This is a genomic window from Acinetobacter sp. ANC 3813 (genome assembly GCF_002135435.1).
GTDB lineage: Bacteria > Pseudomonadota > Gammaproteobacteria > Pseudomonadales > Moraxellaceae > Acinetobacter.
On sequence record NZ_NEGK01000005.1, the window covers coordinates 30897 to 53408 of the forward strand.

A 22512-nucleotide genomic window follows, 5' to 3' on the forward strand; every position below is an offset into this window, starting at 1 on the left:
CATTGCTGTTCTGATTTATTAAGCAGGCTGCATCTCAAGGATTAAAGATTATTTATGTAACTGCTGCAAAAAAGTGTCAATTTCTTTTTGGCTTTTGAGATGAATCCACTGAATAGACTGATATTCAGGCGCCTGCATCATATGCTGATACTTATTGCGGTTTTTTTGATGCGTTTTCACCATCCACCAGATAATGGAATCACGCCCCAGCATTTTCTTTATACTGTCTTGATTATTTGAATCAGGCCATAAGTCTTTTTGTACCCAAGCTCTTTGCAGAGCCCGCTTGACCGAACGATAGAGATTCACAGGAAAAGGCAAATCCAGCCAAATTACCGTATCAATTTCCGCCCATTTCACTGGAATGGTCCGCGTGTAGTTGCCGTCAATGACATAGCCATTTTGCGCTTTTGCAATTTCGGACTCAATTTTGGCCAAAAAAACCTTATCTGGGCATTCCTGCCAATCATCCAGCCAAAACAAGTTGTCCAACTCAATATAATGCAAACCCAGCTTTTGCGCCAAAGCTTTGGAGAATGTAGATTTGCCTGTTGCTGAAGTGCCAACAACGTTGATTTTGTTCATTTCAGCCATTGGAAATATTACCCCCAAATCTCTTGATGAATGTTCTTTTATTTAGAACGGTTTCAAGCCATCTATTCAGTAATACACGAAATATTCCATGTATGCCATGACTAATCTTTAATCATCCCCATAGTCCAGCTCATCTTCATCAAGATTCATAAAATCCGGGGCAGGCGTCTTTGCAAATTGAACAGCTTGAATATAAGCCTCATTATTGAGTGCAGCCTGAGCAACACGATGCATACCATCCATGACTCTGCCCGATGCACACAAAATAATGGGATAACTTAAATCTGCGTCTTGCACCAGCTGAATATGTTCAATGATTTGCTGGGTAGTTGGCGCAACAAATGGAAACCAGTACGGCTCATTCAGCTCTTGAATATCGGTTAATAAATTTGCTGAGGCGGCAAATTTTGGCTGAGCTTAACCAAGCGATGAATATCCCATATATAAGTGTCTTCACCCACTTGGCGGAAATGATATTGCTTGCGCACAAGTTCCGTCCTTAAAAAATTTACTTATAGTGTTTATAGCATTTGATAGATAAATTGAATTTTCAATTTAGAAACAGAAATTTTTTGATCTTATATATGACTTAAATTTTTGAAAAAAAAAGACCGCTAAAAGCGGTCTTTTTTCAATCATCAGAAGATGATTAAGCAGCCAATGCGTCTTTAGCTTTAGAAGCCAAAGCAGCAAACGCAACTGCGTCATGCATAGCAATGTCAGCAAGTACGCGACGGTCGATAATCACTTGAGCTTTTTTCAAGCCAGCGATCATACGGCTGTACGACAAACCATTTAGACGTGCACCAGCATTGATACGTGCAATCCACAAAGCGCGGAATTGACGTTTCTTTTGACGGCGGTCACGGTAAGCATATTGACCAGCTTTGATTACCGCTTGGAACGCTACGCGGTAAACGCGTGAACGAGCACCATAGTAACCTTTAGCGCGAGCAAGAATTTTTTTGTGACGGCGATGAGCCTGTACACCACGTTTTACACGAGCCATTTATAATCTCCTTAGATGTACGGGCACATACGGCGAACTGAAGCAACGTCACTTACGTGAACCATTACACAGCCGCGTAATTGACGGATACGCTTAGCAGATTTTTTGGTCAAAATGTGGCGTTTGAACGCTTGCTTACGCTTAAAACCGTTTGCAGTCGCTTTAAAGCGTTTAGCTGCACCACGGCGAGTTTTCATCTTAGGCATAATAACCTCTTTTGAACACCTGTTCGGCACGTTCGCACCATTGCGATGACGACCTGCAGGTAAGGGAGCGAATATTCTAAAGCATCTCTGATCAAAACAAAAGCGCCATCGAAAATTAAAATACTGCTAGCTACGCTTTAGTCCTATTTTCTATAAACTTTCCGTGATGAAATTATAAGCTGCCTGCAACTACACTTTATAATTTGCGCACTTTACACAAAGAACTTATCTATGACGCCCGCAGATGATGCTTTTGCAGCCCTGCGCTACCGCGACTTTTCAATTATTACACTAAATCAGTTTTGCTTAACCTTAGCCATTTTGATTCAAGAAATTATTGTTGCTTATTCACTTTATCAAATCACCAAAGACCCACTGACTTTGGGCTTAATTGGCTTAGCGGAAGCCATTCCATTTATTGCGCTGTCTTTATGGGGCGGCTATTTTGCTGACCGCTTCAATAAACAGACCATCATGAAGATCTGTTTATTTTTCGCCATTCCGATGCCCATCATTCTATGGGGGCTGTTTCATGCTTATGCACAGAAGCACATTACGATCAGCACCTTATCTTGGGGAATTTACGCTGTTATTTTTGGATTAGGCACCATCCGCGGCTTTTACAATCCGTCCGCCACATCTTTAAAGCCCTTTTTAATTCCACGCGAGCTGTACGCCAACGGTGCAACATGGACGACGATCGGCTGGCAAAGCGGCGTGATTATCGGCCCTATGCTGGGCGGTTTCATGCTGGCAGGACTAGGCCGTGAAAACAGTCTATTTACAGTTGCAGCCTTATTAATTGCATGTTTTGTTCTAATCAACCTGCTGAGCAAGCGCAGCTTTCCCAAAATTGAAACAGACAATTTATGGGACAGTCTGGGAGATGGTTTCCGTTTTATTTGGAAAACCAAAATTGTGCTGTGGTCAATTTCCCTCGACTTGGTGTCCGTGCTATTTGGCGGCGTCATTGCCCTATTGCCGATCTTTGCTGAAGACATCTTAAAAGTCGGGCCCGAAGGTTTAGGCTATTTGCGGGCAGCGCCGTCCATTGGCGCGCTGATCACCATGATTGCCTTAACTAAATTTCCGCCGACACAGCATGCGTGGCGCAATATGCTGCTGGCCGTTGCCGGCTTTGGTATTTTCACCCTCCTTTTCGCCTTTTCCAACTACATGTGGCTGTCTTTATTTGCACTTGCCATGACTGGCGCCTGCGACAGCATCTCTGTGGTGATCCGCCAAACTATTCTGCAAATTTCCCCGCCTGAAAATATGCGCGGACGCGTCGCTGCGGTAAATGGCATGTTTGTGTCCAGCAGCAATGAGTTGGGAGCTTTTGAGTCTGGCTTGGCCGCCAAATATATAGGCACCATCATGGCCACCTTATTTGGCGGATGCATGACCATGGCGGTTGTTGCCGTCAGCTGGGCAAAAACCAAAGATTTATTTGGTGTAGACATCACTAAAGGTGCAGAAAAATAAACGATATTTTAGATTTAGACTTGCCAGTATTTCCAAATCAGGAAATACTGCGCTTCAATATTGATCACCGATTATCTTCAAGCAATTGAAGCCTTTAAGTTATGAAAAAAATTCTATGCTTGTCTGTGTTGATGACGCTTCCATTGACCGCTGCTTATAGTGCATCTCCTAAAAAAGTTCAGGCCTTGCCGACGCAAACCATTGAAGTGCTGCCTGCTCATCTCACCACACGCATTCAGTGGTCTAAGTTTCCAAAGCCCAATTACAGCAATACCGATTTAAAAAATAAAAACCGGGCAGCTATTATCCGTGTTTATGCAGACGAGCGCGGCAAAGTGCAGGAAGCGACAGTTGAAGAAAGTACAGGTCTGAATGGTTTAGATCAGGTCCTCATTCGCGCTGTGGAAAAAGCGCAAGTGAAACCGCATGTCGCAGAAAACGGCAAAGCTGTACCGCAGATTGGCTATCAGGCATTTAATCTGAAGCTGGTGGATAAAAATACCAAAGACTGTGATTTTGCATTTAACTCAAAAGTATGGCAAGCACAGCAAAATGAAAAACGCACAGCGTTTCAGTATGTCCAGCAGCCTGAGCTTTCAGTAGATTCAGAACAACTGAATCAGCATGACCGCAAAATAAAATTCAGCTTTAAAGCGGATAAGCACGGCAATGTGAAGAAAGTTAAAATCAAGCAAGGTTCAGGCGTATATGCCCTTGATCAAAAAGTCGTGCAAGCGCTATCTGCCAGTAAAATTTCTGTGAAGCGTACAGCAAGCACTCTGTGGATCTATAAAAAATCCAGCTTCAAAGATGAAATTCAATTTAAGCTGAACGCCTGCTCGTAATTTCAATTTACAGCGGCATTTGAATTTCTATATTGAAATGCCGCGCATTACGGGGATTACCATGTTAAAGCAATGTATAACTATAAGCCTGATGCTCGGTGCAAGCACTCTGATTTGGGCAGAGCATTCTGCCGCTGAAACTCAGCCAGCCAGTGATGTAAAAATATTGAAAGACGGGCAATTAAGCTGGATGCGTGCACCAAAAGTTAAAATACTGCCAGGGGATCTTGAAGGGCGTCCGAGAAAGGCCAATGTGCTTATTCAAGCAGACCGCTCAGGTAAAATCACTTCAGTAAAAATCAAAAAAAGTTCAGGCCTGCCAGATCTGGATGAAATCGTTATTCAAGCGGTGATGAGAGCGCGGTTCAAACCTTATATCGAATCTGGCCTCAGCTACCCCATTCAAGTGACACAGCCTTTTGAATTTGATGCTGACGACTATACGTCTACACCTAAAAGCGTCAAAAGCAAGCCGATAAAACGCTGCTCGTATTCTTTTGAAACCGAAGGCTGGCAGCGCCAGCAGTCAGGCCAGCACAGTGCGTTTCAATATATAGAAACACCAGTCATGAAACTAACAATGACTGACTTGGAAGCAAAAGAATTCAATATTCACTTTAAATTTAGTTTAGACCGCAAAAACCGCATTTCCGATATTCAATTAAAACAAAGCACGGGCAGCGAATATCTTGCCTTATTGCTCTTAAATCAATTTTCAGCAGCTAAAATTGAAGCGCCGCGCAAGTTTTATCAAATTTTTAAATATCAGTTTGAAGAGAAAATTCAGCTCAAAAATATTCAATGCAATTGAACAAATAAGCCATAAATAAACAGGTATCGTCCAGTCTTAGCGATACTCACCAAGATCAAAAACCGCCAAAAATTTTCTTTCAGCAGGCCTGCAATCAGTGTGATTGGATCGCCGATGATGGGGGTCCAGCTCAGCAGCAGAGACCAATAGCCATATTTTTGATACATACCCTGTGCCTGCAGCATCTTGCTTTCTGACACTGGGAACCACTTTTTATTCTTATAATGTTCAATCTTTAGGCCCAGCCACCAATTCACACATGAACCCAAAATATTGCCAAGGCTCGCAACCGCAATAAGCGCCCAAGCGGCGTGCTGATTATTGACCAACAGTCCCAGCAATACCGCCTCGGACTGCAGCGGCAATAAAGTCGCCGCCCCAAAGGCCGATAGGAACAGCAGCCACAGCGCCATCTTTTATTTTAAGCCCAATTGTTTTTTAGTTTTGCGATATTCTGCCGTCGAACAGAGCACCATTACAGCAATTGCCAGCACTCTTGACCATGTATAGCGTGAAGACACAGGTTCGATTGCAGCTTTCAACACAGACTGATCGCGGGTCTGCAAGGCATCTGATATTGTCTGCACATGTAAGGCTTCAGCCACAAACAGCATCATGCAGGCTGCCATACCGAAGATAATCGCAAAATACACGCGGGGATTTTTTTCAACAATGCGGGTAAGATTTAAAAAGAAGTTTTTCATGCCTGCCATCCAATAAAAAAACCACCGCAATTTTTGGTGGTTTTTTGTCTTTAATTGAGAGCATCTTAGCATAACCGCACGAGTCTTTTACAAAGTGGTCACATCTTGAACTACCTTAGGGTTTGCCGATATGCCAGTCCTCAAAGACGGGGCTAGCACTCAATCAAAGCAGGCCGCTCAGCTGCATTTCATCACTGCGCGGCATCAAAAAATACTTTCACAACTGACAGTCTTTTATTATCAAAATAAATAAACAGTCTTCATAGTCAAACATGGTTATTTGTATCTCAGCGTCATTGTGAACATGACAGGCATCATGTTCACCTGAAATTTACACTTTAATCGCCAACGCTTTCTGAACAGCTGGACGCGCAGTCAAACGTTCTACATATTCTTTGACATAAGGATAATCTTCGAGCTGGATTTGCTGCCATTCATAGCGAAGCGTCCAAGGCAGAATCGCCATATCCGCTATTGAGTATTCGCCAGCGACATATTTCTGCCCCATCAGCTGATCATTCAGCACCTTGTACAAACGTTTGGTTTCATTCACATAACGGTCTGTCGCATAAGGAATCCGCTCAGGCGCAAAACGGCTGAAATGATGGTTCTGCCCCAGCATTGGCCCAAAGCCGCCCATTTGCCACATGAGCCACTGCTCAACCTCTACACGCTCAAATTCATCTTCTGGATAGAACAAACCTGTTTTACGGCCTAAATACTGTAAAATTGCGCCTGACTCAAATACAGAAATCGCTTCGCCGCGCGGACCGTTTTGATCCACAATGGCAGGTATCTTATTGTTTGGCGAAATTTTTAGAAAATCAGGCTGAAACTGATCATTTTCTAAAATATTGATGGGAAAAATTTGATAATCCAGCCCCATTTCTTCTAAAGCAATCGTAATTTTATGTCCGTTGGGAGTGCCCCAATAGTACAAATCAATCATTCTCAGGTCCTGTTACTGTTCTCGTTATAGTTCAAATTGTCGAGTTTTCATACTGTTTATAACATGATTCTATGCTGGAAACATTAGCTAAAACTGAAGTTAGAATCCTAAAAAATGCTGAACAGCGAATTTTTTTTCATATGATTATCAAACTGCGAGATTTGTTTTTTTCTCAGGGCAAATGATATTCCTTTAAATCCCCCTTGCCCCGTTCAGCAAGTACGTTCAGTGCCATGCTGTGTTCTCTTGCTTTGCTTTAGGCAAAAAAAAGCACTGTAAATGCAGTGCTTTTTTCAATGGATGCTTACTTTTTCTTTTTAGGACCAAGCAACATACCCATTTGACGGCCTTCCATTTTTGGCGTTTGTTCAACAATACCAAAATCAGCCACGTCAGCTTCAATTTTTTGCAATTGAGCAAGACCCAATTGCTGGTGAGCCATTTCACGGCCGCGGAAACGCAGTGTGATTTTCACCTTGTTGCCTTCTTCAAGGAACTTGATAATAGAGCGCAGTTTAACGTTGTAGTCACCAACATCAGTACCAGGGCGCAACTTGATTTCTTTCACCTGTACTTGATGCTGTTTTTTCTTCGCTTCTTTCTGCTTTTGCTTCAGATCAAACAAATGCTTGTTGAAGTCCATAATCTTACAAACTGGCGGTTCAGCATTCGCTACGATCTCTACAAGATCAAGCTCAACACTTTCAGCAGCGCGTAAGGCTTCCGCCAAACTTACGATGCCTTTTTGTTCGCCATTTTCGTCTACAAGACGGACATCTTTTGCACGAATTTCATCATTCAAGGCAGGACGGTTTGACTTGTTACCGCCCTGTTGATTACGGTCAGGCTGTTTAATCGCTGTTACTCCACAATGTACCGGCCGCGTTCGGCAACGGCTGCTTTTACTAGGTCAACGAAAGCATCGATTGACATAGTACCCAAATTTTTTCCAGAGCGGGTACGGACGTTCACAGTACCTTCCTCTACTTCTCGGTCACCAAGAACCAGTAAATAAGGAATGCGCTCTAATGTACGTTCACGAATCTTAAAGCCGATTTTCTCATTTCTCAAGTCTGAAATCGCGCGGATACCGCTTTCTTTAAGTTTAGCGACGACTGACTCACATGCTTCTGCCTGTGAATCTGTAATGTTCATCACACATGCTTGAATTGGAGTCAGCCAAGGCGGCATGAAACCAGCATAGTGTTCAATAAGTATACCAATAAAACGTTCAAAACTGCCAAGAATTGCGCGATGAAGCATAACAGGCTGATCGCGGTCATTGTCTTCAGTCACATAAGATGCGTCCAGACGTTCCGGCAAGTTGAAGTCACATTGAATTGTACCACATTGCCATACACGGCCTAAGCAGTCTTTCAAAGAGAATTCAATTTTTGGACCGTAGAATGCACCTTCGCCTGGCTGCAGCTCCCACTCTAAGCCAGCTGCATCTAAAGCGTCTGCCAAAGATTTTTCCGCCATGTCCCAAAGTTTGTCATCACCCACACGCTTTTCTGGACGTGTAGAGAGCTTCATTTGAACTTCTTCGAAGCCAAAGTCTTTGTATACATCTAAAGTTAATTTAATGAAATCAGCAACTTCTGGACCAATTTGCTCTTTGGTGCAGAAAATATGCGCATCATCCTGAGTAAAGCCGCGTACACGCATAATACCGTGCAGTGAACCAGACGGCTCATTACGGTGGCATGAACCAAACTCAGCTAAACGAATCGGCAAGTCGCGGTATGATTTCAAACCTTGGTTGAACACCTGCACGTGGCAAGGGCAGTTCATTGGTTTTACAGCATAGTTGCGGCTTTCTGAATGCGTCGTAAACATGTTGTCTGCATAGTTGGCAGCATGGCCAGATTTTTCCCACAGCGTAAAGTCTACGATTTGTGGTGTTTTAATCTCTAAGTAGCCATTGTCCTGCTGCACTTTACGCATGTATTGTTCAAGCACTTGGTAAATGGTCCAGCCATTTGGATGCCAGAACACCATACCTGGCGCTTCTTCCTGCATATGGAACAAGTCTAGCGCTTTACCGATTTTACGGTGGTCGCGCTTTTCTGCTTCTTCAATACGTTTTACATAAGCAGCCAGCTGTTTTTTGTCTGCCCAAGCTGTACCGTAAATACGCTGCAGCTGTTCATTTTTTGCATCGCCGCGCCAGTAAGCGCCAGACATTTTTGTCAATTTGAATGCTTTTAAGAATTTCGTATTCGGTACGTGCGGACCGCGGCACATATCCAAATAATCCTGATGGTAGTATAAGCCCATTTGTGTTTCTTCAGGCATGTCTGCAATCAAGCGTAATTTATAGTCTTCGCCGCGCGCTGTGAATTCTGCAATCACTTCGTCACGCGGAGTCATTTTTTTAATGACATCGTAATCTTGATCGATGAGCTTTTTCATACGCTCTTCGATGGCTGCGAAATCATCTAAAGTAAATGGCTTTTCGCTGAAGATATCGTAATAAAAACCTTCTTCGATAACTGGACCAATTACCATTTTTGCTTGAGGGAACAATTGCTTAACAGCATGGCCCACCAAATGCGCGCAAGAGTGGCGAATAATTTCGACCCCTTCATCGTCTTTTGGCGTAATGATTTGCAGCGAAGCATCTTCAGTAATTAAATCGCTAGCGTCTACAAGCTTGCCGTTTACTTTTCCGGCAACTGTATTTTTTGCAAGACCAGGACCGATGCTTTGAGCAACTTCCATCACAGATACGGCTTGATCAAATTCTTTTTGATCGCCATTTGGCAAAGTGATAATTGGCATATAAAAAATCCTTAAGGAGTGATGCCCCGTACAATGGAGCATGTCACCGCGAGATTATGATCGAGGCGAACCTCAAAAGATAAAAACGGTGGATAAATAAAAATCGCCTAGAATTTTACACGCCTGCCCCATTTTAATAAACCTTTCTTTACTTCTTTTGCAGCCCATCTGCTGCAAAAGCCTTTACAAGACTCTTAAAAATCTGAGCAGCGCACCTATTTAAAGCAGATTATGCTATTGAAACAAAAATATGCATGTACTTTGATAAATTGCTTGTTTTCCTTTTTATTTAAAAACTCCATACCCACTGAAATTTTCTGTAGGCCGGTATTATGAAAAAAATCCCTCTTCTTCCTTGGTCATCTTTAGAACCGTTAAAACCTGCTTATGCGCTGGCCGCCAATGTTGATTTAGTCATCGTGCGCTTGGCCGAAGACGATCCCGAACAAGTCGTAGTCATGTATGGCCGATGCCAGCACCGCGGCGCTTTAATGTCGGATGCGCAGATTCAAGGGGATAAAATTGTTTGCGGACTGCACGGCTCGCATTACATTTATAAAACAGGCATTAACCCGCGCTATATCAATAAAAACCTGCAAAAATTTAATGCATGGATTGAAGATGGCTATGTGTATGCAGATGAAGAAGAAATAGCAGCATGGGAAGTCAAAAATCCGCAGCAGTATAAGCGCGATCAATATCAAGGCTTATATGCAGACTCAGCCCCTGCGCCTGAAGAACCGCACAATAAATTCATTTTAGAACTGGCACGTAATGGCCTGAAAAAATTTGGGCATCATGGGCCGACTGCTGCTATGGGTGTGCCTTTTGATAAACTGCCAAAATGGGAAGACCTGCAGCTGGTTACAGCACAGCTCTGGAAAGTGCCGCTGCTTGATGATGCGCCTGTTGCAACAAAAGTCGTAATTGGTCCAAATGCCAAAAAGCCTTTAGTTTTAGATATTCCACTTTTTGTCTCTGATATGAGTTTTGGCGCACTGTCCCAAGAGGCCAAAGTGGCGTTAGCGCAAGGCGCTGAACTGTCAGGAACAGGCATCTGTTCAGGTGAAGGCGGCATGCTGGAGGATGAACAGGGTTCAAATTCACGTTATTTTTATGAATTGGCTTCTGGGCGTTTTGGTTACGATATTGAAAAAGTCAAACGCTGCCAAGCGTTCCACTTCAAAGGCGGTCAAGCCGCTAAAACAGGGACAGGCGGACATTTACCTGGGCACAAAGTGGTGGGCAAAATTGCGGAAGTACGTCATCTGCCTGAAGGCGAAGCCGCGATCTCACCTGCCACCTTCCCCGATTGGACAGAGCTGTCGCAGTATAAAGACTTTGCCAACTATATCCGTGAAGAAACTGGCGGCATCCCCATTGGCTTTAAACTGTCTGCGCAGCATATTGAAAAAGATATTGATGCAGCCCTCGCGATTGGCGTGGACTATATTATTTTAGATGGCCGCGGCGGCGGTACAGGCGCGGCCCCAACACTGTTCCGTGACAATATTTCTGTACCCACCATTCCAGCACTGGCCCGTGCGCGACGCCATTTAGACCGTTTAGGACGTTCAGACATCAGCTTAGTCATTACGGGCGGCTTACGTGTTCCAGCAGACTTCATCAAAGCACTTGCTTTAGGTGCAGACGCCATTGCCGTATCCAATTCTGCCATGCAGGCCATTGGCTGTTTGGGAATGCGCGCCTGCCAAACCAATGAGTGTTCTGTCGGCATCGCCACACAGCAAGATCATTTCCGCCGCCGTTTAGAAATTGATAAATCAGCGCAGCAATTGGCAAACTTCTTTAATGCGTCGGTTGAACTCATGCAAGTCATGGCGCGTGCATGCGGGCATGATCAACTCAGCAAGTTCTGCAAAGATGACCTCACCACATGGAAAAAAGACATGAGCGAGCTGACCGGCATTCATTACGGCGGTTTTTAAAATTCCAATTACGAAAAAACAGAGCGTAAAATTTTAGTTTTGCGCTCTTTCATATTTTGCGTGCCGCAGTTTCCTGCAAAAACACCTAAGATAAAATAAAGATAGGTTTGATACTCTACAAAAGCTATTTTTTGCTCTAAATTATTTATAAATGAAAAGCAAATTCCAGAACCAGAGGGTTCAATTTTGCGATTTCAAGTTATTTTTATTTATTATTTTTCAAATAATTACAATTTTAGAATAAATACTCGACTAAAGCATAAATGAAACTTAGCGCGAGACTAAATATTGTGTAGAAAATGAAAAAAATCAGACACGGAGTTTCTGAGATGGTTAGTGCATATGATGAGTTGCCGCGGACACCGGCCAATTTTGTTGCCTTGTCGCCGCTGCGCTATTTAGAACGCGCAGCTTATATCTACCCGCATCAGGATGCCATTATCCACGGTTCACGCCGCATCAGCTGGCGCCAGACCTATCAGCGCTGCTGTCAATTTGCCCATCAGTTGCAAAAGCTGGGCATTGCTAAAAATGATACTGTTTCTGTTCTATTGCCCAATATTCCAGCCATGATTGAAGCGCATTTTGCTGTGCCTATGGCTGGCGCTGTGCTGAATACGCTCAATACCCGCCTCGATGCCAAAACCATCGCCTTTATGCTGGAACATGCAGAAACCAAAGTGCTGCTGGTCGATCCAGAGTTTGCAGCGGTTGCGCAAGAAGCGCTGAGCATGGTGAAGCAGGAGATTCTGGTGATTGATGTCGCAGATGCCGAATATCAAGACAGCTCACCTGCGCCCATCGGCCAAATTGAATATGAAACATGGATTGCAGACGGTGATCCAGAGTTTGAATGGCATTTGCCGCAAGATGAATGGGATGCCATCAGCCTGAACTACACATCAGGCACAACAGGCAACCCTAAAGGCGTGGTCTACCACCACCGCGGCGCCTATATCAATGCGGCCAGCAACATCATTGCCTGCGGCATGACGCCTCGCGCAACCTACCTCTGGACCTTGCCGCTGTTCCATTGCAACGGCTGGTGCTTTGCCTGGACTATGGCAGCCAATGGCGGCACCAATGTTTGCCTGCGTAAAGTTGATCCAGAACTGATTTATCAGCTGATTGCCACCCACAAAGTTGATTACTTCTGCGGCGCGCCAATTGTACTGTCAATGCTGATCAATACACCTGAAGATAAGCAAGTTAAAATTGATCACCGCGTTGAGGTGATGGTTGCTGGCGCTGCGCCTCCTGCTGCCATTATTGAGGGCATGCGCAACATTGGCATTAATGTAACGCATGTTTATGGTCTAACAGAAACTTATGGCCCATCTGCGCTATGCGCATCACAAGCAGGCTGGTCAGACTTGTCCATTCAAGAGCAGGCGCAGCTGCACTCGCGTCAAGGTGTGCCATATCCGCTACAGGACGGCATGAAAGTACTTGACCCTGAAACCATGCAGCCTGTGCCTAAAGATGGTCAGACCATGGGCGAAATTATGTTCCGCGGCAACATCGTGATGAAAGGCTATTTAAAGAACCCAGAAGCCACGGCGGAAGCCTTTGCCGGCGGCTGGTTCCATACTGGAGATTTGGCCGTGTGCCAGCCAGACGGTTATGCCAAAATTACTGACCGCTCTAAAGATGTGATTATTTCTGGCGGGGAAAATATTTCTTCGCTAGAAGTAGAAGAAATTCTGTATCAGCACCCTGCAGTACTCACTGCAGCTGTGGTGGCTAAACCCGACCCGCGCTGGCAGGAAGTGCCGTGCGCCTTTATTGAGTTAAAAGCCGGCAAAAAAGCAACACCTGAAGAAATTATTGAATTCTGCAAACAGCACTTAGCGCGCTTTAAAGTGCCAAAAGATGTGGTGATTACTGAAATTCCTAAAACATCAACCGGCAAGCTGCAAAAGTTTGTGCTGCGTGACTGGGCGAAAGAGCGCGCCAATCGTGAGTCCAGCTAATTTAGCTGAATCTTTGGCAATAAAAAACGGCTCAAAGAGCCGTTTTTTTTATACAGAAAGCCTGCATCAATTATCAGAAATTAATGCCACTTGCTGCAGGTAGTTAAACATCTTCAACTTAGATGCACTCACCTCTTCTGCGGGCGCTTGATTTTTAAGATCACGGTGCACACGGAGATAATGCTGACGTAAAGTATGACGTTCAGTCGCATTATACGTTTTGGTAAACTCATTAATTGCAGGATCACCATCTTTAACAATACGCTCTACCCAGCGCTGTAGCTGAGCTGTTTTTTTTAGGCCTTGTTTCGGGGTCAGATATGACAAAATGACCGTTTCATTTTCATTGCGTAAAAGTTTACCAATACGTAAAAATTGACGGCGGCGCGCTTCATGTGAGCTAATTTGCTGTACATCAAGCAGCGCTTCAATTAAACGCTCTTCTACAGGCAAATTCTTAATTTGCTTCGCACTGAGCTCAGCCAGCTGTGAACCTAAAGCAGCCATACGCTGAACAGCTTTTTTCTGTTCGGTTTTACTTGCACGTCCGTCTAAAGAATCAAAATCTTCATCAGTTAAACTCTTCGATCGACTTGCCACGATTAATCTGCCTCGTAAAATTTCGCTGCGAACAGTGCTTGAACTTCAGATAAAGCTTTTTCTTCATCTGCACCCTCAATCACTATTCTTAAAGTTGTGCCTTTGCCTGCACCAAGCATCAGCAAGGACATAATATTTTTTGCATCCACTAATTTATCACCTTTGCCAATCTGAATCGATGAGCGGAATTTTGTGGTGACTTCAATCAGTTTGCCAGACGCACGCGCATGTAAACCTAGTTTATTAATTACGTCAACAGTTGTGTCTATCATGACCAGTGCTTCATTTCTCTATGTAAGACCTGAATAGACCATTTTGCCTCAAGGGCTTTTTTTAGTCTATCCACAATATAAACAGAACGATGCTGCCCGCCGGTACAACCGATTGAGACCGTCATATAGTGACGGTGACCGGCTGAAAATGCAGGCAGCCATTTGTCTAAAAAGTGATAAATATCCGTAAACATTTCTTCAGTTTCTGGACTTTGTTCTAAAAATTTCTGCACTGGCTCATCCAAGCCCGAAAATCGTCTCAGCTCTAAATCCCAATGCGGATTAGGCAAATGCCGTACATCAAAAACATAATCGGCGTCTAAAGGGATGCCATGTTTGAAGCCAAAAGACTGCAAAATTAAAATCAGATTATCCGCTTGGCCCAGCTTGGTCAGCAAAACATGCTTTAAATCATGTACGCTTTTATCCGTGGTATCAATATGCACCGTAGAACGCATTTGAATCGGCAGCAATAATGATTTTTCTTCCTGAATGCATTCATTCAGACTTTTAAAGCGGCTGGACAAAGGATGCGGGCGGCGCGAGGCGCTAAATCTTGCAATCAGTTCCTGATCCTGTGTCGTCAAATAAATGATATCAACAGAACCATGGCGCTGCAGCGCATGAAAAACCTGATCAAACTCCTGCAGGTCAGCGCGTGTGCTGCGTACATCCACACCCAGCGCCAATAACTCAAGATTATTTTCTCTGTCCAGCTTTTCTACAATTTCCGGCAGCAGCGCCAACGGCAAATTATCAATACAGTAATAGCCAAGATCTTCGAGCACCTGCAATGCAGAGCTTTTACCAGAACCCGATTGGCCTGTAACAATTAAGATGCGTTTCATTGCATAACTGCCTTTTTATTGCATTATGACGCAGAGTATTTTACCTGCAGGTTATCAATCAGACGAGTAGCGCCAATTTTTGCTGCCACAAACAGAACTACATTTTCATTAAATTGTTCAATTTTTTGAAGTTCTGTTGTCCGTGCCTCTACATAGTCCACAACAAAGCCCGCAGCTGTCAATGCTGTTTTTATATCTGCTAACACTTCATTCAGTGCTTTGCCAGATTTCAGCGCTTGTTCTGCTTCTTTCAGCGTTTTGAAAATGGTTGGCGCAATGGCGCGGTTTTCCGCACTTAAATAGCCATTACGCGAACTTAAGGCCAAACCGTCTTCAGCACGGGTAATGGGCACGCCAATCACTTCCAGCGGCAGATTCAAATCGCGCACAAACTGACGGATCACCGCCAGCTGCTGATAGTCTTTTTCGCCAAAGAAAGCAAAATTCGGCTGCACAATATTGAACAGCTTAGTCACAACAACCGCCACACCGTCAAAATGCCCTAGGCGCTGCAGACCACACAGGTCATCAGTAATACCGCTCACAGTAATATTGGTCAGGCGCGGCTTTTTACCATACATTTGTTCAACGGTCGGCGCAAAAACAACGTCACAGCCCACTTCCGCCAATAGGCGCTGATCATGCTCCAAAGTACGCGGATAGTTGTCAAAATCTTCGTTTGGTCCAAATTGAATCGGGTTGACAAAAATGCTGACCACAACAATATCGCATAGCTTGCGCGCTTCACGCACAAGGTTTAAATGACCTTCATGCAAATTGCCCATTGTCGGCACAAAGCCTATAATTTTGCGCGCCGCCCGTGCCGGGTTTAAAGAAGCAGCTAAACCCTGAATCGTCGTTTCTGTTTTCATGTCTTAGAGCTCAATTTGGAAAGTGTGTTCAACAGCTGGGAATGAACCTTCATTGACCGCTGCATGGTAGGCTTTAAATGCATCTAAAATAGCCGTTGCACCTGACTGTTCAACCATAAAATTGCGCACAAACTTCGCAACATGGCCAAAGGTCAGTCCCAGCATGTCTTGCACCACCAGCACCTGTCCGTCAGTATCTGCGCCAGCGCCAATACCAATCACCGGTGTATTTGGGAACAATTCACTGATTTCTTTGCCGACTTGAGCAGGCACGCATTCCAATAATAGAACTGCTGCGCCTGCATCCACCACCGCCTTACAGTCCGCGATCAGCTGATCGGCCGCTGCACGGGTGCGCGCTTGAACTTTATAGCCGCCAAATACATGTACAGATTGCGGCGTTAACCCCAGATGCACACAAACAGGAATACCATTGCGTGTCAGCGTTGTTACCGTCTCACTTAACCAAGCGCCGCCTTCCAGCTTGACCATTTGCGCGCCAGCCTGCATCACAGTTTTCGAGTTTTGCAGCGCATCATTCAGCGTGGCGTAACTCATAAACGGCAGATCCGTCAAAATGAATGCATGGCTGTTGCCGCGGCGCACCGCAGCAGTATGGTAAGCCATATCCTCTACCGTTACAGGTAAAGTAGAATCGCGCCCTTGAATGCTCATGCCCAAAGAGTCGCCAATTAAAATCGTATCGATCTCAGCGGTTTCCATGGCCTTAGCCATGCTGGCGTCGTAGCAGGTCAGGCAGGAAAATTTACGGCCTTGCGCTTTAAATTTTTTTAAGTCACTTAGACTAATCATCTAGATGTTCCTCTTATGGCTCATGCAATAGCCACGTAAAGCTTAAATCTTTGCCCAATTTCCAGCATCCAGCACATCTAATGCCGGATGTTTCAGAATAGGCAAATCTTTTAATAATTGTCCTTTCAGCACCAATTCAGGGTCTAAATCCAATAAAGGAATCAGCACAAAATCACGCTCCAGCACCCCAATATGCGGTACGGTTAGGCGTTCATTCTGAATCTGCTCTTGTCCATAAATCAACAAATCTAAATCCAATGTACGCTCCCCCCAGCGGCGAAGGCGCACCCGTCCAGACTCTTGCTCAAAGCGCTGCAGTTCATCCAGCAAAGCCATGGGCGCCAACTCAGTCTTCAACTGCACCACAGCATTCAAATAATTCGGCTGATCTTGCGGTCCCATGGGCGGACTTTGATACAGTTTAGAGATTTTCACTGCACCTAAAGCAGCCAGTTTATGCACTGCCTCAGTCAAAATTTGCAATGAATCGCCTAAGTTACTGCCCAAGCCGATATAAGACACCGTGCTCATCGCGTTGGTCCAAACACTACTTGGCTTAAATCACGCTGCACGCGTTTACGTTTTAAAATTGGATGGTCTGCGCCAATTCCGCCTTCTGCTGCCGCAGATGCTGCTGGACGGCGATCTTCTGCAGATCTAGCTTTGCGGGAGCGGCGGCTGCGCGGCTCAGGCTCATTCACCAATGGCTCAATTTCAGCTTGCTGAACGGCAGCGTGGGCTTTGCTGTCTTCCGCAGGCGCTTGCGCTGCCTTGCGTCGGCTTTTCGCACGCTGGCGGTTATAGTCAGCAATTGCGCGCTCACGCTCATCTGCAGTCAGGGTTTGATAGTTTTCCCACCAAATGCCCATACCTTGCGTATTTTGATCACCTGATTTTTCACGCAGCAGCAAAAAGTCAAAACCTGCACGGAAACGCGCATGGCTAGATAATGCTTCAATTTGCTGCGGTTTCGGATTCAGCAGGCGAGTCTGCATTTCCCAAACTTCACGAATGAAGGTTTCAGCAAAACGCGGAATAATGGTTCGTGTCGCTTGGCGCTTCAGCACATCCAAACCTGCTTGCGCGCGCGCCTCTGCTGGCACAACACCTTTGCTGGCATAAAAATCACAGCGCTCTAAGAAAGGCTTCCATAACAAAACGGCATAAAAGAATGCTGGGTTGATGGTTTTGCCAATTGAAATCCGCTGATCGGTATTTTTTGCTGCACGTTCAATAAACGGCGTAATGTCAGGCGGAATATCTGCAAACAGCTGGCGCCAAATGCCGAATTCAATCAGCATCGGCATGACACGGTTCAAATGCCCCATCGTAAAGAGTTTTTGCGACTCGTCGTACAGACGGTGCGGGGACACATCACGCAGTAATTGAGTAATTTCAGGCGTAAAAATATCCAGAATTTTTTCATCAATGCTGAAATTCAGCTTGGCAGCAAACCGCAGTGTCCGCAGCATACGTACCGGATCTTCTTCAAAACGCAGCATCGGGTCGCCCAGCAGACGCAGTGTTTTATGCTGAATATCATCTACTGCATCGCAGAAATCCAAGACTTCATTTTTACGCGGCTGGTAATACAGCGCATTAATTGAAAAATCACGGCGGGCAAAATCCTGCTCAATGGTTCCCCAGTTATTGTCGCGCAGAATCATGCCTGCAGAAGAAGTTACAGCCTTTTTCGGCGGCGCGCGGAATGTCGCCACTTCAATGAGTTCACGGCCTGAGTAGACATGAGCCAGCTCAAAACGGCGGCCGATAATCCGGCAGCGACGCCCGAAAACTTCCTTCACCTGAGATGGGGTTGCATTGGTGACAGCATCGTAGTCCTTCGGATTTAGACCCAACATCAAGTCACGTACACCGCCGCCGACGATATAAGCTTCATAGCCTGCCTTGGTTAAGGCATCAATCACATCTAATATGGAAGAAGGTAATTGTGCGGCTGATAAACCGCATTTTGACGCGCGCAAAGTTTGCAAAAGACGCTGTCTCCTACGTCTGAACGTAAAATTCTTAAGATGACGCTAATCATATCTCTAACACAATCAAAGGGCAATTTGATTCTCCTGCTGTAAATTACCCTTACTGTCAGCCTTTTATATTTTTTTCACTATTTTCCACCTGCTCTATAAGCCTAAACGCTCTTTATTTTTAGCAAAAATAGCAGGACCAATTCCTTTAACCTCCTGAATTTCTTCAATGCTTTTAAATTTCCCATTTTTTGTGCGGTAAGCCACAATCGCTTCGGCTTTCTTTAGACCAATCCCGTTCAGCTGCTGAAACTGTTCAGCGCTGGCAGAATTTAATCTAATTTTTTGACTATTGGTTATTGAATTTCCGCTGAGTGCAGGTTTGCTCAAATAATGATTTTGAGATGCTGTGCCAGATTTTGCAGGCGTATTGGTTTTTTTGAGTGCTTGATCCTGCATCTGTTGCTCAGACTTCCATTGCTCATAATTGCTGCTGGAAGGTGATGCTGCATTGCTGAGGGTAATGCTGATGCCGAGTAAAGGCATCAGCAAAGTTAAAAGCTGAAATTTATTCATGCTGCTGTTTTTCATATAAAGCCTGCTGTTTAAAATATTGTTTTGCCTGATCCCAAAGCTGATCCATCTCAGCCAATGTCAGATCTTCTATATTTTTATTGTGGGTTTGCGCCTGCGTTTCAATGTAGGCAAAACGAGTGCGGAATTTGTGGACAGTACCCAATAATGCCATTTCACTCGAGATGCTGAGTTTACGGCCAATATTCACCAGTGAAAATAAGCAATCACCAAACTCTTCCATAATTTCGTCGGAATTTTGATCTTTAAGCGCCTGTTTAAATTCAGCAAGCTCTTCTTCTAATTTGCCATAGGCATCTTCGGCTGTGACAAAATCAAAGCCAATTTTAGCGGCATTTTTTTGAACGCCTTCCGCCTGCTGCAAGGCCGGCCCATGCTTGACTTGATCCAAGCGCGATTGCGGCTTACCGGCTTTTTCTTGACGTTTAATCTCTTGCCAAAGCTCAGCAACATCCTCAGCGTTCAACTGGCTGAATTTTTCTGATTCAAACACATGCGGGTGACGGCGCACCAATTTATCTGAAATAGCCTGCACCACATCCTGAAAACCAAAAGCCCCCTGCTCACTGTACATTTGCGACTGGAACACCACCTGCAGCAATAAATCCCCCAATTCATCACGTACATCTTCAGCCTTGCCAGCACGCACTGCAGCCTCCACTTCATAGGCCTCTTCTATCGCATAACGGGTTAAAGACTCTGGCGTTTGCTGCTGATCCCAAGGGCATTTCTCACGTAATTCACGCATGATGTTCAACAGCTGTTCCATGATATACCTCTATCATTTAAATTAAGTTTTTTTAAGGCCTGCGTCTTTTTTAGGCATCAGAATTTGCTATGCTCTGAATAACAACAAGGAAGAAAAACGCAGGGAGAAGAATAACATGCCGAGTATCTTGATTAGCGGCGCAAGCCAAGGCATTGGCGCAGCGGCAGCCAAATTATTTTACAGCCAAGGCTATAAAGTTGGCATTTATGACATTAACACCGCACAGGCAGAGCAGCTGGCGCAGCAGCTTGGGCCGAATGCCAAAGCAGGTTTGCTGGATGTCGCCAATATTCAGCATTGGCACACAGCCTTAGAAGAGTTTTTCCATTGGGCTGGGGGATTAAACATCTTAGTGAATAATGCTGGGATTTTATATTCAGGCGCTTTTGAACATACCGACATTGCCGCACATCACCGCACCATCGATATTAATGTTAAAGGCGTGATTAATGGTTGCCATGCTGCATTGCCCTATTTAAAACAAGCCTCTTTTGCCCGCGTAATAAATTTGTCTTCAGCTTCTGCAATCTACGGTCAGGCAGACTTAGCCACGTATTCCGCGAGTAAATTTGCGGTACGCGGCTTAACGGAAAGTTTAGATATTGAATGGCAAAAGCACGGCATACGTGTGCTGGATGTTATGCCGCTATTTGTGCAAACTGCCATGGTCAAAGATATGGATGCTGAAAGCATCCGTAAAATGGGCGTAAATTTGACTCCTGAAGATGTTGCACAGCAAATTTTCAGTTTAGCGACACTGAAAGCGAATGCATTTACACCAACACACCGTCCAGTTGGTCTTAAAACCAAATTTTTATTTGGCTTATCCAATATTAGCCCGCAATTTATCAACAGATTAAGTAATTTGTGGATTGCGAAGAAGTAAATTTTAGATGTATATACGGATAACGTTAGCCATAAAAAACCCGCCATAAAGCGGGTTTTTTAAGAAGAAAAAATTAACGTTTAAATTTTTTCTCAGCCTTTTTAAATTTCTGAACATAACGGCGCTTACGTGCTGCTGTACGCTCATCAATCTGTGACTTACGGCCTTCAAATGGGTTTTCCGAAGTTTTAAACTCAATACGAACTGGGGTACCTTCAAGCTTATACACGCGACGGAATACGTTTTCTAAATAACGGCGATAATCCGCAGGTGTTTTATCCACCTTGTTACCATGAATAACAATCGTAGGCGGGTTTTGACCGCCAATATGCGCATAGCGCATTTTAATACGGCGACCTTGCACCATACCAGGCTGATGCGCTTCAGTTGCATCCTGCAAAATTTGGGTAATTTTAGCAGGCGATACTTTCAAACGCGAAGAATCATAAGCACGATGAATTGAAGGATAAAGATCACCTACACCCGTACCATGAAGTGCAGAAATTAAATGCACTTTTGCCCATGGAATAAAGTCAAAACGGCGTTCCACATCCAATTTACATTGCTTACGGTCATATTCGGACATATTGTCCCACTTATTCACCGCAATCACCATTGCACGGCCAGCATCAAGTGCATAACCGATTAAATGTAAATCTTGCTCTACAATACCCTCACGCGCATCGACAACCACAACAATGACGTTGGCATCTTTAATCGCTTGTAAAGTTTTAACAATTGAGAATTTCTCAATCATTTCATCAACTTTACCTTTACGGCGCACACCAGCTGTATCAATTAATGTGTACTTGCGGCCTTCACGCTCATAGGGAATATAAATTGAGTCACGCGTTGTACCCGGTTCATCAAACGCAACCACACGCTCTTCACCCAATAAACGGTTGACCAGTGTCGACTTGCCCACGTTTGGACGGCCGATAATCGCTAGACGTAAACCTGTGTCTTCATCACGCGCTTCAGAATCTTCATCATCAGGAACTTCAGAAAGTACATCTTCCAGCATTTGCTGTACACCGCGGCCATGGCTGGCAGCCACTTGCATCGGTTCGCCCATGCCCAACTTGTAAAACTCTACAAGTGCAGCTTCAGCATGTACACCATCCACTTTGTTTGCCACAAGATAAACTTTTTTACCTAGCGTCCGCAGTTCACGGGCAATTTGTTCATCAGAAGCCAATAAGCCGGCACGCGCATCAACAACAAAAATAATGATGTCAGCTTCATTGATGGCAGTTTTTGACTGTTCAGCCATGTACGAGTCAATACCGCCTTCATTTTCACCAATACCGCCGGTATCGACAACAATGAAAGATTTATTTTGATACTTTGCATCACCGTATTTACGGTCACGCGTCAGACCTGCAAAGTCTGCTACAAGGGCATCACGGCTCTTAGTGATCTGGTTAAACAACGTTGATTTTCCGACGTTCGGACGACCAATGAGCGCAATTACGGGTTTCATAGATTAACCTATATTCAAGATCAGCCAGTTTGGTCTGGTCTGAACAATCAGAAACAATGGAAGAATAGGAATTAAGCCAAG

24 protein-coding genes and 1 pseudogene are annotated in these 22512 nt (G+C 44.6%); 6 read left to right on the plus strand and 19 right to left on the minus strand.

From position 1 onward, the window contains the following. Window positions 1–48 precede the first annotated feature (48 nt). The 4 genes and pseudogenes from B9T34_RS08880 to rpmI all read right to left on the minus strand — a co-directional run bounded on the left by B9T34_RS08880 (window position 49) and on the right by rpmI (window position 1809). Window positions 49–585 carry an adenylate kinase gene (locus B9T34_RS08880; RefSeq protein ID WP_171265171.1) on the minus strand — a complete coding sequence of 179 codons (537 nt, stop codon included), beginning with the start codon at window positions 583–585 and terminating at the stop codon, window positions 49–51. 117 nt (window positions 586–702) lie between these two features. Continuing rightward, a pseudogene (locus tag B9T34_RS08885) lies at window positions 703–1082 on the minus strand (hypothetical protein). A 161-nt stretch (window positions 1083–1243) separates the two neighbouring features. Beyond that, a complete protein-coding gene (gene rplT, locus B9T34_RS08890; RefSeq protein ID WP_004692276.1) occupies window positions 1244–1603 on the minus strand; it encodes a 50S ribosomal protein L20 in 360 nt (119 codons plus the stop codon). A gap of 11 nt (window positions 1604–1614) precedes the next feature. After that, window positions 1615–1809, minus strand: a complete 195-nt coding sequence (gene rpmI / locus B9T34_RS08895) for a 50S ribosomal protein L35 (RefSeq protein WP_004278281.1) — start codon at window positions 1807–1809, stop codon at window positions 1615–1617. A gap of 231 nt (window positions 1810–2040) precedes the next feature. Here rpmI and B9T34_RS08900 point away from each other — a divergent pair, with 231 nt between their 5' ends. The 3 genes from B9T34_RS08900 (at window position 2041) to B9T34_RS08910 (ending at window position 4950) form a co-directional block, all read left to right on the plus strand. Next, entirely contained in the window at window positions 2041–3294 is a 1254-nt protein-coding gene (locus B9T34_RS08900) for an MFS transporter (RefSeq protein WP_086212810.1), read from the plus strand. 101 nt (window positions 3295–3395) lie between these two features. Beyond that, on the plus strand, window positions 3396–4139 hold the full coding sequence (locus B9T34_RS08905; RefSeq protein ID WP_086212811.1) for an energy transducer TonB: 744 nt from the start codon (window positions 3396–3398) through the stop codon (window positions 4137–4139). A 61-nt stretch (window positions 4140–4200) separates the two neighbouring features. Beyond that, on the plus strand, window positions 4201–4950 hold the full coding sequence (locus B9T34_RS08910; RefSeq protein WP_228147429.1) for an energy transducer TonB family protein: 750 nt from the start codon (window positions 4201–4203) through the stop codon (window positions 4948–4950). On the opposite strand, the gene B9T34_RS08915 is transcribed toward B9T34_RS08910, so the two are convergent. The 5 genes from B9T34_RS08915 to thrS form a co-directional block, all read right to left on the minus strand. Then, a complete protein-coding gene (locus B9T34_RS08915) occupies window positions 4938–5363 on the minus strand; it encodes a YqaA family protein (RefSeq protein WP_086212813.1) in 426 nt (141 codons plus the stop codon). The genes B9T34_RS08910 and B9T34_RS08915 overlap by 13 nt on opposite strands. Window positions 5364–5366: 3 nt before the next feature. Then, entirely contained in the window at window positions 5367–5654 is a 288-nt protein-coding gene (locus B9T34_RS08920) for a hypothetical protein (protein WP_086212997.1), read from the minus strand. Between the two features lie 331 nt (window positions 5655–5985). After that, the gene (locus B9T34_RS08925; RefSeq protein ID WP_086212814.1) at window positions 5986–6603 is read right to left on the minus strand and encodes a glutathione S-transferase N-terminal domain-containing protein; all 618 of its coding nucleotides are present in this window, start codon (window positions 6601–6603) and stop codon (window positions 5986–5988) included. A 304-nt stretch (window positions 6604–6907) separates the two neighbouring features. After that, complete coding sequence (gene infC, locus B9T34_RS08930; RefSeq protein ID WP_086212815.1) at window positions 6908–7459, minus strand: translation initiation factor IF-3; 552 nt, start codon at window positions 7457–7459, stop codon at window positions 6908–6910. Window positions 7460–7464: 5 nt separating this feature from the next. Beyond that, on the minus strand, window positions 7465–9387 hold the full coding sequence (gene thrS / locus B9T34_RS08935) for a threonine--tRNA ligase (protein WP_086212816.1): 1923 nt from the start codon (window positions 9385–9387) through the stop codon (window positions 7465–7467). Between the two features lie 332 nt (window positions 9388–9719). On the opposite strand from thrS, the gene B9T34_RS08940 reads away from it, so the two are divergent. Further along, window positions 9720–11336, plus strand: coding sequence for a glutamate synthase-related protein (locus B9T34_RS08940; RefSeq protein ID WP_086212817.1), 1617 nt, complete (start codon window positions 9720–9722; stop codon window positions 11334–11336). 329 nt (window positions 11337–11665) lie between these two features. Further along, the gene (locus B9T34_RS08945; protein ID WP_086212818.1) at window positions 11666–13309 is read left to right on the plus strand and encodes an acyl-CoA synthetase; all 1644 of its coding nucleotides are present in this window, start codon (window positions 11666–11668) and stop codon (window positions 13307–13309) included. Between the two features lie 66 nt (window positions 13310–13375). Here the strand turns inward: B9T34_RS08945 and yjgA are convergent, their stop codons facing one another. From yjgA to mazG, 9 genes are all read right to left on the minus strand, one after another. After that, entirely contained in the window at window positions 13376–13909 is a 534-nt protein-coding gene (gene yjgA, locus B9T34_RS08950) for a ribosome biogenesis factor YjgA (protein ID WP_086212819.1), read from the minus strand. A 2-nt stretch (window positions 13910–13911) separates the two neighbouring features. Then, complete coding sequence (locus B9T34_RS08955) at window positions 13912–14181, minus strand: HPr family phosphocarrier protein (RefSeq protein ID WP_086212820.1); 270 nt, start codon at window positions 14179–14181, stop codon at window positions 13912–13914. Beyond that, window positions 14178–15029 (minus strand): RNase adapter RapZ, encoded by an 852-nt coding sequence (rapZ, locus tag B9T34_RS08960; RefSeq protein ID WP_086212821.1) that lies wholly within the window; start codon window positions 15027–15029, stop codon window positions 14178–14180. The genes B9T34_RS08955 and rapZ overlap by 4 nt, the downstream gene beginning before the upstream one ends. A gap of 23 nt (window positions 15030–15052) precedes the next feature. Next, window positions 15053–15901 carry a pantoate--beta-alanine ligase gene (panC, locus tag B9T34_RS08965; RefSeq protein WP_086212822.1) on the minus strand — a complete coding sequence of 283 codons (849 nt, stop codon included), beginning with the start codon at window positions 15899–15901 and terminating at the stop codon, window positions 15053–15055. 3 nt (window positions 15902–15904) lie between these two features. After that, window positions 15905–16714: a 3-methyl-2-oxobutanoate hydroxymethyltransferase gene (gene panB / locus B9T34_RS08970; RefSeq protein WP_086212823.1), complete on the minus strand. Its 810-nt coding sequence runs from the start codon at window positions 16712–16714 to the stop codon at window positions 15905–15907. A 42-nt stretch (window positions 16715–16756) separates the two neighbouring features. Beyond that, complete coding sequence (gene folK, locus B9T34_RS08975) at window positions 16757–17245, minus strand: 2-amino-4-hydroxy-6-hydroxymethyldihydropteridine diphosphokinase (protein WP_086212824.1); 489 nt, start codon at window positions 17243–17245, stop codon at window positions 16757–16759. Next, window positions 17242–18708 carry a polynucleotide adenylyltransferase PcnB gene (pcnB, locus tag B9T34_RS08980; protein ID WP_086212825.1) on the minus strand — a complete coding sequence of 489 codons (1467 nt, stop codon included), beginning with the start codon at window positions 18706–18708 and terminating at the stop codon, window positions 17242–17244. The genes folK and pcnB overlap by 4 nt, the downstream gene beginning before the upstream one ends. A gap of 147 nt (window positions 18709–18855) precedes the next feature. Further along, entirely contained in the window at window positions 18856–19245 is a 390-nt protein-coding gene (locus B9T34_RS08985) for a ComEA family DNA-binding protein (RefSeq protein ID WP_416202708.1), read from the minus strand. Between the two features lie 22 nt (window positions 19246–19267). Further along, a complete protein-coding gene (gene mazG / locus B9T34_RS08990; protein ID WP_086212827.1) occupies window positions 19268–20062 on the minus strand; it encodes a nucleoside triphosphate pyrophosphohydrolase in 795 nt (264 codons plus the stop codon). A 115-nt stretch (window positions 20063–20177) separates the two neighbouring features. On the opposite strand from mazG, the gene B9T34_RS08995 reads away from it, so the two are divergent. Beyond that, window positions 20178–20948, plus strand: a complete 771-nt coding sequence (locus B9T34_RS08995; protein ID WP_086212828.1) for an SDR family oxidoreductase — start codon at window positions 20178–20180, stop codon at window positions 20946–20948. Between the two features lie 73 nt (window positions 20949–21021). On the opposite strand, the gene der is transcribed toward B9T34_RS08995, so the two are convergent. Next, the gene (der, locus tag B9T34_RS09000) at window positions 21022–22431 is read right to left on the minus strand and encodes a ribosome biogenesis GTPase Der (RefSeq protein WP_086212829.1); all 1410 of its coding nucleotides are present in this window, start codon (window positions 22429–22431) and stop codon (window positions 21022–21024) included. Window positions 22432–22512 lie beyond the last annotated feature (81 nt).